The sequence below is a fragment of the Nocardioides sp. Z50_6 genome (assembly GCF_058215755.1).
The window spans coordinates 659,091-672,248 of sequence record NZ_JBZAJB010000001.1 but is presented as its reverse complement, the minus strand read 5'-3'; the positions used below and the strand labels follow the sequence as shown (position 1 = coordinate 672,248).

The following is a 13,158-nucleotide window of genomic DNA, read 5'->3' as shown; positions in this document are numbered from 1 at the left end:
CTGGGCGGCCACCGCGCGGGGTTCGCGAAATACTGGTCCTTGTTGCCGGGGTTGGCTACCGTGCCGCCCGTGACCCCGACTGTGACGCCGACCACACTGGCCGCCTTCCTGCGGCCCGACGGGTTCGAGGCGCTCCACGCCTCGGCGGTGCTGCGCGAGCGGGCGGTGGTGGCCGAGGTGGGTCGCTACGCCTGGCAGCGCGGTCGGAGCGGGCTGCGGCTGCGGCCCTTCGCCGGGGCGGCCCCGGTCCGCGACCTGGACCCGGTGGTGCTGGTTCCGGGCTTCCTGGCCGGTGACGCGAGCCTGGCGCCGCTGGCCCGGGCGCTGCGCCACGACGGGATGCGCACCTACCGCTCCCACATCCACGCCAACGTGGGCTGCACCGCCAGCGCCGTCGACCAGCTGGAGGCGAGGCTGGAGTCGGTGGCCGCCCGTCGGGGTCGGCAGGTCCGCGTGGTCGGTCACAGCCTGGGCGGCATGCTGGCCCGCGGCGTCGCGGCCCGGCGACCCGACCTGGTCGCGGGGATCGTCACCCTGGGCAGCCCCGTGCTGGCGCCGGGGGCGCACCACCCGAGCCTGACCGCCAGCGTCGAGGTCCTGGTGCGGCTGAGCCGGGCCGGCCTGCGCGGCCTGATGGCCGAGGACTGCGTCGCCGGCCAGTGTGCCCGCACGGCCTTCGACCAGTGCCGGGCGCCGTTGGCCGACACGGTCTCCTACACCTCGGTCTACTCCCGCCGCGACGGCGTGGTCGACCACCGCGCCTGCCTGGACCCGCAGGCGCAGCTCGTCGAGGTGGGCTGCTCCCACCTGGGCATGGTGGTCGAGCCGCGGGTCATCGACCTGGTGCGTCGGACCCTGCTCCAGCCCCGCCGGCTGTCACTTGTCGAAGTCGATCGCGGAGAAATTGCGTAGCTTGCCGAGCTGGTGCTCGGAGATGATGTTGCGGATGGTGCCGCTGCGCGAGCGCATCACCAGCGAGTGCGTGGTGGCGGCCCCGTTGGGCAGGTAGCGCACCCCCTGCATGAGCTCGCCGTCGGTGATCCCGGTGGCCACGAAGAAGCAGTCCTCGCCGGTGACCAGGTCGTCGGTGGACAGGATGTGGTCGGGGTCGAGGTCGTGCCCGGCGTCCAGGGCGCGCTGCCGCTCCTCGTCGTCGGTGGGCCAGAGCCTGCCCTGGATCACGCCGCCGAGGGCCTTCATCGCGCAGGCGGCGATGATTCCCTCGGGGGTGCCGCCGATGCCCAGCAGCAGGTCGATGCCCGTGCCCTGGCGCGCCGCCATGATCGCGCCGGCCACGTCGCCGTCGCTGATGAACTTGATCCTCGCCCCCGCGTCGCGGATCTCCTGAGCCAGCTTCTCGTGGCGGGGCCGGTCCAGGAGCACCACCGTGACGTCCTCGGGGCGCCGGCCCTTGGCCTTGGCGACGAGGTGGATGTTCTCGGCCACCGGCAGGCGCAGGTCGACGACGTCGGCCGCCTCCGGGCCGGTGACCAGCTTCTCCATGTAGAAGACGGCGGAGGGGTCGTACATGGAGCCGCGCGGGGCCACCGCCAGCACGGCGACGGCGTTGCTCATCCCCTTGGCCGTCAGCGTGGTCCCGTCGATGGGGTCCACCGCGACGTCGCACTCGGGGCCGGTGCCGTCCCCCACGCTCTCGCCGTTGTAGAGCATCGGGGCGTTGTCCTTCTCGCCCTCGCCGATCACGACCGTGCCGTTCATCTGGATCGTCGAGATCATCACGCGCATGGCGTTGACGGCCACGCCGTCGGCGCCGTTCTTGTCCCCGCGGCCGACCCACCGGCCGGCGGCCATGGCCGCGGCCTCGGTCACCCGGACCAGCTCCATGGCGAGGTTGCGGTCGGGGGACGCGGGATCGACGTGGAGGTCCGTGGGGGTCATGGGCCGCATGTTATCGAGGCCGCGCGCCTCGATCGTCGCCCCGGGCCGGCACGGACGGGCGGCCGGCGCGCCGGGTCGGTGAGCCCCCCGGGCCGGCGGCTGAGAGGATGACGGGGTGAGTGAGAAGCCCGGTCGCCACCAGACCTCGATGGGCGCGATGGTCGGGGCGATGACGGTCCTGGTCGTCGTCGTCCTGGCCGTCGTGCTGCTGCGGGACCTCAACCGCACGACCCCCGACAACGCCGTCGAGCCCCTCGACTGGGAGGCCGCCGTGGTGGCTGCTCAGGAGGCGGGCCACGACGTCGTCCACCCCGCCGGGCTGCCCGCGGGGTGGAAGGCCACCAGTCTCTCCTTCACCCCCACCGACCCGCCGGTCTGGGGCCTGGGGATGCTCACCGACACCGACCGCTTCGTGGGGCTGCGTCAGGAGGACGAGTCGGTCGACGACCTGCTCGAGGTCTTCGTCGACGAGAAGGCGACCGAGGAGGAGCCGGTCCGGATCGGCGGCGACCTGGGCGGCGAGTGGCGGGTCTTCACCGACGCCGGGGGCGACGTGGCGCTGGTCCGCGAGCGCGACGGCGACGTGGTGATGGTCTACGGCTCCGCGCCGCGCGAGGTGGTGGAGGAGTTCGCGGCCGGCCTGACCGACGCGCCGCTGGCCGAGCCCGAGCGCTCCTGAGCCGCGGGGGCTACTCCTCCGCGTCGCCCTCGATCGCGGCGTCGAGCCGGGTGCGGGCGCCGTCGAGCCACTCCTGGCAGGCCTTGGCCAGCACCTCGCCGCGCTCCCAGAGCCGCAGCGACTCCTCCAGGGTGGTGCCACCCTGCTCGAGGGTGCGGACCACCTCGACCAGCTCCTCCCGGGCGTCCTCGTAGGACAGCTGCTTGGGTTCAGCCATTGCTCGCTCCTGTGCTGCGTCGGGTCATGGGGTCTGGTCGCCGCCCACCGGGTCGTGCTCGGCGGCCGTGGCCGAGACCTGGAGGCGGCCGTCGGCCAGGCGGACGGTGAGCGCGGCGCCCTGGTCGACCCCGGCCACCGAGGTGACGACGTGGCCCGCCTCGTCCTGCACCACCGCGTAGCCACGCTGCAGGGTGGCCAGGGGGGAGAGGGAGCGGGCGCGGGCGCGGTGGTGGGCCACGTCGTCGGCGGCCCGGTCCAGCCGGTGGGAGAGGGTGCGCCGGGCTCGGTCGCGCAGGGCGGCTACCTCCTCGGCGCGGACGTCGAGCAGGTAGCGCGGGTCGGCCAGCGCCGGGCGCGAGCGGAGGTCGTCGAGGCCGCGCTGCTCGCGGTCGAGAAGCCCGCGGAGCTGGGTCCGGATGCGGTCGCGGGCCCACCGCACGCCGTTGAGCTCCTCGAGCATGTCGGGGACGATCAGCTTGGCCGCGTCGGTGGGGGTGGAGGCGCGGACGTCGGCGACCAGGTCGAGCAGCGGCTGGTCCGGCTCGTGGCCGATCGCGGAGACCACCGGCGTGCGCATCCGGTGGACGGCGCGGACCACCGCCTCGTCGCTGAAGGGCAGCAGGTCCTCGACCGAGCCGCCACCGCGGGCCACCACGATCACGTCGACCGCCGGGTGGCGCTCCAGCCGGTCCAGGGCCTCCATCACCTCGCTCGCGGACCGCTGCCCCTGCATGGCGGCGTAGGCCACCTCGAAGCGCACCGCGGGCCAGCGGCGCCGGGCGTTCTCCACGACGTCGCGCTCCGCGGCGGACCCGGGCGCGGTGACCAGGCCGACGGCGCGTGGCAGGAAGGGCGGCCGGCGCTTGAGCTCGGCGGCGAAGAGCCCCTCGGCGGCCAGCAGCTGGCGGCGCCGCTCCAGCCGGGCCAGCAGCTCGCCCAGGCCGACCATCCGGATGGCGCGCACCGACAGGGAGAGAGAGCCCCGGTTGGCGTAGTAGTTGGGCTTGGCGTGGACCACCACGCTCGCGCCCTCGACCAGCGGCGGGTTGAGGCCGTCGAAGAGGCTGCGCGCGCAGGTCAGCGGGACCGAGATGTCGGCCACCGAGTCGCGCAGGGTGAGGAAGACCGTCTGCACCCCGGGGCGCCTGTTGATCTGGGCGATCTGGCCCTCGACCCACACCGGGCCCAGCCGGTCGATCCAGCCCGAGATCGCGTTGGCGATCTGCCGGACCGGTGCCGGCTGCTCCGATGAGGTCTCCAGGGCCACGGCGGCCACCCTAGGCGACGGCGGCGACAGGCGCTCCCTGCCCCGGACCCGTAGACTCGGCTGCCATGAGCATCGACCTGGGCACGCCGACCGTCCTCTCGGCCGAGGAGGCGGAGAAGGCAGTGCTGCTGGCCGCGCCCCGCGGCTACTGCGCCGGGGTGGACCGCGCCGTCATCACGGTCGAGAAGGCCCTGGACCTCTACGGCGCGCCGGTCTACGTGCGCAAGCAGATCGTGCACAACAAGCACGTGGTCTCCGGCCTGGAGGCCCGGGGCGCGATCTTCGTCGAGGAGCTCGACGAGGTGCCGGCCGGCGCCACCGTCGTCTTCTCCGCCCACGGGGTCTCCCCGGCGGTCCACCAGCAGGCCGCCGAGCGGTCGCTGAAGACCATCGACGCGACCTGCCCGCTGGTGACCAAGGTCCACCACGAGGCCAAGCGGTTCGCCGCCGACGACTACGACATCCTGCTGATCGGGCACGAGGGGCACGAGGAGGTGGAGGGCACCGCGGGCGAGGCTCCCGAGCACATCCAGCTCGTGCAGTCGCCCGCCGACGTCCCGGGGATCGTCGTCCGCGACGAGTCCAAGGTCGCCTGGCTCTCCCAGACCACGCTCTCGGTCGACGAGACGCTCGAGACCGTGGCGGCGATCCGGGAGCGGTTCCCGCTGCTGCTCGACCCGCCCTCGGACGACATCTGCTACGCCACCCAGAACCGTCAGCTCGCGGTCAAGGAGATCGCGGTCGACGCCGACCTGGTGATCGTGGTCGGGTCGGGCAACTCCTCCAACTCGGTGCGGCTGGTCGAGGTGGCCCTCGAGGCGGGGGCCAAGGCCTCCTACCGGGTCGACGACGCGTCCGAGATCGACGAGGCCTGGCTGGACGGCGTGCGCACCGTCTCGGTGACCTCGGGCGCCTCGGTCCCCGAGGACCTCGTCGACGGCGTCCTGGCCTTCCTCTCCGAGCGCGGCTACCCGGACGCCAAGGCGGTCCGCTCGGCCGAGGAGTCGCTCATCTTCGCGCTGCCGCCGGAGCTGCGCCGCGACCTGCGCAAGGCCCAGCGGGGGTCCTGATGGCCAGGTATGTCGACGTCCACCCGGACAACCCGCAGCCGCGACTGATCCGCCAGGTGGTGGAGGCGCTGCGTGACGACGCCCTGATCGCCTACCCCACCGACTCCGGCTACGCCCTGGGCTGCCAGCTGGGCAACCGCGACGGCCGGGACCGGATCCTGCGGATCCGCGACCTCGACGAGCGTCACGACTTCACCCTGATGTGCAAGGACTTCGCCCAGCTGGGCCAGTTCGTCAAGCTCGACAACTCCGCGTTCCGGGCGATCAAGGGGGCCACCCCCGGGCCCTACACGTTCATCCTGCCGGCGACCAGCGAGGTGCCGCGGCGACTGATGCACCCCAAGAAGAAGACGGTCGGGGTGCGCATCACCGACCACCCGGTGGTCTGCACGCTGCTCGACGAGCTGGGGGAGCCGCTGCTGACCAGCACGCTGATCCTGCCCGGGGAGACCGAGCCGCGGACCATGGGCTGGGACGTCAAGGAGGATCTCGACCACCAGGTCGACATCGTGATCGAGGCGGGGGAGACCCCGGCCGAGCCGACCACGGTGGTCGACTGGTCCGAGGGCTACCCCGAGGTGCTCAGGGTGGGGTCGGGCGACCCGTCGCGCTTCGAGGCCTGATCGTGGCGCCGCCACCAGGCGGCGAGCGAGAGTGCGTAGCCGACCAGCAGGGCGGTGCTGTGGTGGGCCAGCCCGCTGATCACCGCCTGGACCACGCCGTCGTCGTGCTCGGCGATCAGCTCGGGTGCGGTCAGGCCGAGCAGCACGAAGACCGAGAGCATCAGCACCGGGGGGAAGAGCCCCATCACGAACCACCCGTCCTCCTTCACCCGGACCGCCAGGGCGAGGCAGAGGGTGACGAAGCAGAGGTCGAAGAAGAGGCTGAGCCGGCCCACCATCAGGTGGTCGAGCACCACCACGCTGAGCGCGACGGCCAGCCCGAGCGCCACCACATGGCTCTCGGACTCGTTGCCGCGACTCCACGGCTGCCGGGACCGGCTCACGGCGACCAACCTAGGGCCTGCCTCACGCGCCGGCAGGGCGGCGCGCCGCCTCCAGGTCGTCGCTCCCGCTGTCACCGGCCCCGCCACCGGCCCCGCCACCGGCCCGCCCACCAGCACCGTCGCTGCCGCTCCCTGCGCCACCGCCGCTGAGTCGCTCCAGGTCGGGGAAGGGCGTCTCCTCGGCCACCAGGGCCAGCTCGGGGGCGGAGACGGAGCGGGGGGTCAGCTCGACCTGCCGCACCTCCGGGAGGGCCGTGTCGACCACGCCGAGAGCCTCGAGGCGACGGGCGGTGACCAGCACCCGCCCCTCCAGCGACCCGACCGCCTGGTTGTAGGCCTTCACCGCGTTGGTCAGGCCGCGGCCCACCTGGGCGACGTGGTCGCCCATCGTGCCGAGACGGTCGTAGAGCTCGCGGCCGAGCCGCTGGACCTCCGCCACCTGGGCGGCGAGGGTCTCGTGGCTCCAGCCGTGGGCGACGGTGCGGAGCAGCGCGATCAGGGTGGTCGGCGTGGCCAGCACCACCCGGCGCTCGGCGGCGTGGTCGAGCAGGTGGGGCTCGGACTCCAGGGCGGCGGAGAGGAAGGCCTCGGCGGGCACGAAGAGCACCACGAACTCCGGGGTCTCGGGCAGCGAGCGCCAGTAGGCCTTGCCGGCGAGCGAGTCGACGTGGGTGCGCAGCTGGCGGGCGTGGCGGGCGAGGTGGGCCTCGCGCTCGGCGTCGTCGTCGGCGGAGGTCGCGTCGAGGAAGGCGTCGAGAGGGACCTTGGCGTCGACCACGACGTGGCGGCCTCCGGCCAGGTGGACGACCAGGTCGGGCCGGAGCGCGCCGTCGTCGAGGCGGTGCTGCTCGGAGAAGTCGCAGCGCTCGACCATGCCGGCCAGCTCGACGGCTCGCTTGAGGTGCATCTCGCCCCAGCGGCCCCGGACTTGGGGCTTGCGCAGGGCGGTGGCCAGCGAGGACGTCTCGCGGCGCAGCGACTCGGTGGTCATCCGCATCCCCTGCACCTGGGCGTTGAACTCGCCCTGCCAGGTGGCCCGGTCGTGGTGCAGGTCCTTGAGCTGGTCGGCGAGCCGCTCCAGGCCCTCGCGGACGACGGCCTGGTCGGCGGCGCGGGACTCCAGGGCGGCCACCGCCTCGCCGGCAGGGGTCCGCGACCTGGCCCCGAGCCAGCCGATGAGGGCGCCGAGGGCGAGGCCCAGCACGAGCCCGGTCAGCAGGGTCAGCACGGTCGAGAGGTCCATGCCACGATCATGGCCGCCGCCACCGACAGTCCCGCAGAGGCGGAGGAGACGGCGCGTCCTGCCGGGGCGAGGGCTCCCGCGTCAGGCCAGGTCGGCGACCACCGGGGCGTGGTCGGAGGCGCCCTTGCCGGCGCGCTCGTCGCGGTCGATGAAGGCGTGGGTGACCCGGGCAGCCAGCGAGGGGGAGCCCAGGATGAAGTCGATCCGCAGGCCGCGGTTGCGCTCGAAGCGCTGGCGGTAGTAGTCCCAGTAGGTGTAGTTGTCCGGCTCCGGGGCGAACGGGCGGACCACGTCGGCGTAGCCGTCGTCCAGGAAGCCCTGGAAGGCGGCCCGCTCGGCGGGGGTGACGTGGGTGGAGTTGCGGAACTGGGCCGGGTCGAAGACGTCGTCGTCGGTGGGGCAGACGTTCCAGTCGCCGACCAGGGCGGTGTCCTCGTCCAGCCACGACCGGGCCTGGTCGCGCAGCCGGGCCAGCCAGTCGAGCTTGTAGACGTAGTGCGGGTCGGCGGGCTTGCGCCCGTTGGGCACGTAGAGCGACCAGATCCGCACCCCGCCGCAGACGGCCCCGATGGCCCGGGCCTCCGCCTCGACCGGGTCGCCGTACCCGGGCATCGAATCGAAGCCGACCTGCACGTCCTCCAGGCCGACCCGGCTGATCAGGGCGACGCCGTTCCACTGGCTGGTGCCGGCGGCGGCGACCTCGTAGCCCAGCGACTGCAGGCCCATCAGGGGCAGCTGGTCGACCTTGGCCTTCGTCTCCTGCACGGCGAGCACGTCGACGTCGTGGCGCTCGAGGAAGGCCTCGACGCGGTCGATGCGGGAGCGGAGGGAGTTGACGTTCCAGGTCGCGATGCGCACCGGCGGAGTCTAGGCGAGGAAGCCGGTGAGCAGCCCGGGGGTGGCCGCGTTCGCCAGCGCCACGGCGCGCTCCTGCGGGACGTCGGTCAGCACCACGCGCTCCTGTCCCGCGGCCGTGGTGGCCACCAGGGTGGCGAGCCCCACGCGGCGCTGGAACCACGACTGCTCCACCACCCAGCCGATGATCCCGTCGCGCTCCAGCACGGTGCGGGTCCGGGTGGTGGTGCCGCTCCCGACCACCAGGTGCCGTGAGGTGAGGGCGTGGCCCAGGTGGGCGTACGCCGCCTCGGCGAGCGCGGCGCCGAGCACGGCGAGGGCGGGCACCGCCGCCCAGGGGAGCCACCCGGGCACCCAGGAGAGCCACTCCCGGACGGGCTGGAGGAGGTCGTGCTGAATGGCCGCCAGCACGACGAGCAGGGTCACGGTGGCCCACTGGTGCCGCACGTGGCGGCGGCGGCGGGCGGCGGGGCCGTGCTCGCGCAGCGGCACCGCGAGCGGCTGGTCGTCCTCGACGACGGCTGCCCCCACGCCCGTGGCGACCCCCACCGGGCAGGGCGGCAGCAGGGTCGTCACCCCGTTGCTCACGCCCGTGGCGAGGGTGGAGAGCTCGGCGCCCCGGACCAGCCGGAGCAGGACCTTCTCGTCCAGCTCGACGCCGCGGATCCGCTTCTCCTCGATGCTCACCGACCGGGTGGTCAGGAAGCCGGCGACGAGGTGGAGGGAGCCGTGGCCGCGGGTCAGCCGCAGGCCCCACCAGTGCGCCAGGTAGCCGAGCGTCGAGATCGCCAGCCAGCCCACCAGGGCCGAGACGAGGACGAGCGCCAGCGCGACCACGAGGGCGAAGCCGGTCAGCCACTCCCAGAAGCTCTCCACGTCGCCCTGGTCCAGGACCGGGAAGTCGTCGAGCACCTGGGTCAGGAAGCCGAGCGCGCCCGCGACCACGACCAGCCGGGCCAGGCTGAAGGGCGCGAACCGCACCCACGACGGGTCGAGCACGGTCAGCACCTGCTCGTCGGCCGCGGGGGGCGCGGCGACCGGCTGCTGCCCCGGATCGCCATCAGGGACGTCGTCCGTCGCGGGCCGAGCGGCCGCGACCGGGGCGGGGGTCCCCGGGGGGAGCGGGGTCCGGGCCAGCAGGACCCGGCGCAGGGTGGTGGCCTCCTCGACGGTGACGGCGTCCAGGACGATCCGCTCGTCGTCCACGCCGGTGCCGATCCGCACGGTGCGCAGCCCCAGCAGCCGGTGCACCAGCGGCCCCTCCAGGTCGACGCTGCGGATCCGGTCGAGCCGGGCCGTGGAGGTCTTCTTGTTGAGCAGGCCGGTGCGCAGCTGGAACTGGACGTCGTCCAGCCGGAACCAGGTGGTCAGCCACGGGATCACCCCCAGGGCGACCGCCCCGACCAGGAAGAGGGGGAGTGCCGCCAGCGTCCACAGCGGCCGTCCGCTGCTGCTCAGGCCGATCACGACGGCGACCAGTGGCAGCAGGAAGGAGCGCAGCACCGCCAGCGGGTCGATCAGCAGCTTGCGCGCGCTCAGCCTGCGCCACCCGTCGGCCGGGTCGGCAGGTGTCTCCGATGCCTCAGGAGCCTCCGGGACGTCCGGGACGTCCGGTGCCTCCGGGACGTCCGGTGCCTCCGGGACGTCCGGTGCCCCCGACGCGTCCGCCTCGGTCACGTCGCGTCGCCCTCGCCGGTGGCGGTGATGGCGGAGAGCTGGGCGACGAGCTGCCGGGCGTCCTCGGCGTCCAGGCCCTCGATGGTGATCGGGCCGGCCGCCGAGGCGGTGGTGACGGTGAGCGAGGCCAGGCCGAAGAGCCGCATCACCGCGCCCTGCCGGGAGTCGACGGTCTGGACCCGGCTGAGGGGGGCGATCCGGGTCTCGACCGAGAGCCAGCCGGAGCGGGTGTGGACGGCCTCGGGGCTGACCTCCCAGCGGTGCACCCGGTAGCGGAGCCCGGGCATGACGAACACGTAGCCGAGGTTGACCGCGGTCCCCACGACGACCAGGGCGGTGGCCCACCACGGCCAGCTGGGCAGCACCAGGAAGAGGACGAACGCGATCGCCAGCTCGACCACGGTGGTGATCAGCGAGACAGTCCGCCAGTAGCCGACCGCCCGGGGGGAGACCCGGTGGGCGGGCCCGCGGAGGGCGACCGGGTCCGGCGGGGGGACGCTGGCGTCGTCCGGGAGATCGATGAGCACCCGACGAGCCTGTCACAGCCCGTGTGATTGGGAGCGCGGGGGCGGCGGACCTAGACTCGGCGTCCGTGGCCCTCACCATCGGGATCGTCGGACTCCCCAACGCCGGCAAGTCGACCCTCTTCAACGCGCTGACCAAGAACGACGTGCTCGCCGCGAACTACCCGTTCGCGACCATCGAGCCCAACGTCGGGGTGGTCGGGGTGCCCGACTCCCGCCTGGCCAAGCTGGCGGAGATCTTCGGCAGCGAGAAGATCCTCCCGGCCACCGTGGAGTTCGTCGACATCGCCGGCATCGTCCGCGGTGCCTCGCAGGGGGAGGGCCTGGGCAACAAGTTCCTCTCCCACATCCGCGAGTCCGCGGCGATCTGCCAGGTGACCCGGGTCTTCCGCGACGAGGACGTCACCCACGTCGACGGCGAGGTCAATCCCGGCAACGACATCTCCACCATCCAGACCGAGCTGATCCTCGCCGACCTGGAGACCGTCGACCGGGCGATCACCCGGCTGGAGAAGGAGTCGCGCAAGGTCAAGGACCTGGTGGCGAACCTCGAGGCCGCCCGCGAGGCGAAGGAGGCGCTCGAGTCCGGGACGCCGATCAGCTCGACCACGATCGACCGCAGCCTGCTGCGCGAGCTCTCGCTGCTCACCGCCAAGCCGTTCATCTACGTCTTCAACTGCGACGCCGATGAGCTGACCGACGAGGACCTCAAGGCGAAGATGCGCGAGCTGGTCGCGCCCGCTGAGGCGATCTTCCTGGACGCCAAGTTCGAGTCCGAGCTGGTCGAGCTGGACGACGAGGAGGCCGCGGAGTTTCTCGCCGAGGCCGGGGTCACCGAGCCCGGTCTGGAGGTGCTGGCCCGGGTCGGCTTCGACACCCTCGGCCTGCAGACCTACCTGACCGCCGGCCCGAAGGAGACCCGGGCCTGGACGATCCCCCAGGGCGCCACCGCCCCCGAGGCGGCCGGGGTCATCCACACCGACTTCCAGAAGGGCTTCATCAAGGCCGAGATCGTCTCCTTCGACGACCTCGTCGCCGCAGGCTCGATGGTGAAGGCGCGCGAGGCCGGCAAGGTCCGCATGGAGGGCAAGGACTACGTGATGGCCGACGGCGACGTGGTGGAGTTCCGCTTCAACGTGTGATCCGCCCAGGAGTAGCGCGCTACCCCGCACCGCGGTCGCGGTCAGTCCCGGCGCCGGGACCCTGCGCCCAGCTGCTCGACCAGGATGTCGCCGTGGCCGCGTGCCGTGCGCGCCCCTGCACAGGGAGCAATCTGTGACCGCGCCGACGGCCGGCGGGTGGATCGGGTTAGCCTTCGCCCATGGGGGACCTGTCACTACGCGCGCCGCAGCGGGCGGCGACCGCCGACCTCGGAACCGGATCCGGCGGGCAGCACTCGTCGACGACGCCGCAGACCGTGATCTGGGAGCTGCCCGACGACGAGCGACCCTTGGAGGGTCTCGACGAGCGCGGGCAGCCCGATCCCGCGTATGCGGCAGCGCTCGGTCTGCGCTCGGCCCCGCTGGGTCGCCGGGCTCTGGCTGCGCTGATCGACGTCGGCATCTTCTCCCTCCTGCAGCTGCCGTTCGTCTTCTGGTCGCTGCCGGTCCTGGGCCGCCTGCTCCGCGGGCGCATCTCCTGGTACGGCTTCGTCAACCATCCCGACTTCCTGCTCACCGTCATCGTCGCCGCGGTCACGTTGCTGCTCTCGATCATCTGGTGCGTCGCCTCGTTGTTCATGCAGGGACGGTGGGGGTTCACCGTCGGGAAGCGCGCCACCGGGCTGCGGGCGGTGAACGTCGCGAGCCTCGGCGCACCTGGCTTCTGGCGCACCACGTGGCGCGCCGTGGTGGCCTGGCTGCCGCTGGTGACGGTGGTCGGCACGCCGGTGGTGCTGGCATCGCCGTCGTGGTCCGAGGCACACCGCCGACGCGGCTGGCACGACCGCGCGGGAGACATCTGGCTCGTCGACGTGCGGGAGGGCCTGAACCCGTTCGACAAGAAGCGGATGCGGATCGCCAGGAAGACCGTCACGTCGATCCCCGCGCCACGCCCCAAGAACCTGCCGTCGCTCGCGACGACGCCCGACGGTGTCGCCCGGAGCGGTTACCGCCCGGGGCCGCGGACGAGCGCGGGCGTGCTCGGGGCCGCCCGTCCGCACGACCGCGATCGCCGGGTGGTGGTCGGGCTCGCCGGTCTCGTGCCGGGTGAGGCGCCCGCCGACGACGGGCAGACCGGGCCCCGCCTGGGGGCGTACCTCGTGCGCGAGCCCGAGGGCGCCGGCAGTGCCGTCTCCCCGGTGGACACATCCGGGCGGCCGGACGGCGGCCCCGCGACGGCCCCCCCGCAGGTGATCGCGCCGGCCTGGGGCCCCCAGGCCGGGGTGGGCATGACGCTGGCTCTCGACGACGGGAAGCGGATCTCGCTCTCCGGCCCGGTCGTGGTGGGTCGCTCACCCCAGCCGGTCGACGGAGCGCTGCCCCTGACGATCAGCGACCCGGGCTTCTCCATGTCCAAGACCCACGCGTTGCTCCGCCCGTCGACGGCAGGGCTCGAAGTCGTCGACCAGGGCTCCACCAACGGAACCGTGCTCGTCCGCGACGGACAGGAGCACCCGGTGACGGCGGGCGAGATCGTCGTCGCAGGTGTGGGGGACACGATCCGGATCGGTGATCGCACCATCACGGTGCTGGCCACCTGAGCGCAGGGAAGACCGTGG

The 13,158-nt window shown here is 73.2% G+C and carries 14 protein-coding genes; 6 read left to right on the top strand and 8 right to left on the bottom strand.

What is annotated here, in order from left to right; translation table 11 throughout:
* Window positions 1-69 precede the first annotated feature (69 nt).
* A complete protein-coding gene (locus tag AC4BGE_RS03230; RefSeq protein ID WP_490574309.1) occupies window positions 70-912 on the top strand; it encodes an alpha/beta fold hydrolase in 843 nt (280 codons plus the stop codon).
* On the opposite strand, the gene glpX is transcribed toward AC4BGE_RS03230, so the two are convergent.
* Window positions 877-1,899 (bottom strand): class II fructose-bisphosphatase, encoded by a 1,023-nt coding sequence (gene glpX / locus AC4BGE_RS03225; RefSeq protein ID WP_490574308.1) that lies wholly within the window; start codon window positions 1,897-1,899, stop codon window positions 877-879. The genes AC4BGE_RS03230 and glpX overlap by 36 nt on opposite strands.
* 115 nt (window positions 1,900-2,014) lie before the next feature.
* On the opposite strand from glpX, the gene AC4BGE_RS03220 reads away from it, so the two are divergent.
* Complete coding sequence (locus tag AC4BGE_RS03220) at window positions 2,015-2,578, top strand: DUF4245 family protein (protein WP_490574307.1); 564 nt, start codon at window positions 2,015-2,017, stop codon at window positions 2,576-2,578.
* A gap of 10 nt (window positions 2,579-2,588) precedes the next feature.
* Here the strand turns inward: AC4BGE_RS03220 and AC4BGE_RS03215 are convergent, their stop codons facing one another.
* A complete protein-coding gene (locus AC4BGE_RS03215) occupies window positions 2,589-2,795 on the bottom strand; it encodes an exodeoxyribonuclease VII small subunit (protein ID WP_490571786.1) in 207 nt (68 codons plus the stop codon).
* Window positions 2,796-2,819: 24 nt separating this feature from the next.
* Complete coding sequence (xseA, locus tag AC4BGE_RS03210; protein WP_490574306.1) at window positions 2,820-4,064, bottom strand: exodeoxyribonuclease VII large subunit; 1,245 nt, start codon at window positions 4,062-4,064, stop codon at window positions 2,820-2,822.
* 65 nt (window positions 4,065-4,129) lie between these two features.
* Between xseA and AC4BGE_RS03205 the strand changes: the two genes are divergently transcribed.
* Window positions 4,130-5,134, top strand: coding sequence for a 4-hydroxy-3-methylbut-2-enyl diphosphate reductase (locus tag AC4BGE_RS03205; RefSeq protein ID WP_490571788.1), 1,005 nt, complete (start codon window positions 4,130-4,132; stop codon window positions 5,132-5,134).
* Complete coding sequence (locus tag AC4BGE_RS03200; protein WP_490571789.1) at window positions 5,134-5,757, top strand: L-threonylcarbamoyladenylate synthase; 624 nt, start codon at window positions 5,134-5,136, stop codon at window positions 5,755-5,757. The genes AC4BGE_RS03205 and AC4BGE_RS03200 overlap by 1 nt, the downstream gene beginning before the upstream one ends.
* Here AC4BGE_RS03200 and AC4BGE_RS03195 read toward each other — a convergent pair.
* The 5 genes from AC4BGE_RS03195 to AC4BGE_RS03175 form a co-directional block, all read right to left on the bottom strand.
* A complete protein-coding gene (locus tag AC4BGE_RS03195; protein WP_490571790.1) occupies window positions 5,703-6,140 on the bottom strand; it encodes a DUF6542 domain-containing protein in 438 nt (145 codons plus the stop codon). The two genes, AC4BGE_RS03200 and AC4BGE_RS03195, sit on opposite strands and share 55 nt — an antisense overlap.
* A 22-nt stretch (window positions 6,141-6,162) precedes the next feature.
* Window positions 6,163-7,383, bottom strand: a complete 1,221-nt coding sequence (locus AC4BGE_RS03190) for a DNA recombination protein RmuC (protein ID WP_490574305.1) — start codon at window positions 7,381-7,383, stop codon at window positions 6,163-6,165.
* A gap of 81 nt (window positions 7,384-7,464) precedes the next feature.
* Window positions 7,465-8,241, bottom strand: coding sequence for an exodeoxyribonuclease III (locus AC4BGE_RS03185; protein ID WP_490571792.1), 777 nt, complete (start codon window positions 8,239-8,241; stop codon window positions 7,465-7,467).
* 9 nt (window positions 8,242-8,250) lie between these two features.
* Complete coding sequence (locus AC4BGE_RS03180; RefSeq protein WP_490574304.1) at window positions 8,251-9,915, bottom strand: PH domain-containing protein; 1,665 nt, start codon at window positions 9,913-9,915, stop codon at window positions 8,251-8,253.
* Window positions 9,912-10,442, bottom strand: a complete 531-nt coding sequence (locus AC4BGE_RS03175) for a PH domain-containing protein (protein WP_490574303.1) — start codon at window positions 10,440-10,442, stop codon at window positions 9,912-9,914. The genes AC4BGE_RS03180 and AC4BGE_RS03175 overlap by 4 nt, the downstream gene beginning before the upstream one ends.
* 65 nt (window positions 10,443-10,507) lie before the next feature.
* On the opposite strand from AC4BGE_RS03175, the gene ychF reads away from it, so the two are divergent.
* Window positions 10,508-11,581: a redox-regulated ATPase YchF gene (ychF, locus tag AC4BGE_RS03170; RefSeq protein WP_490574302.1), complete on the top strand. Its 1,074-nt coding sequence runs from the start codon at window positions 10,508-10,510 to the stop codon at window positions 11,579-11,581.
* A 179-nt stretch (window positions 11,582-11,760) separates the two neighbouring features.
* Window positions 11,761-13,140, top strand: a complete 1,380-nt coding sequence (locus AC4BGE_RS03165; protein WP_490574301.1) for an RDD family protein — start codon at window positions 11,761-11,763, stop codon at window positions 13,138-13,140.
* Window positions 13,141-13,158 lie beyond the last annotated feature (18 nt).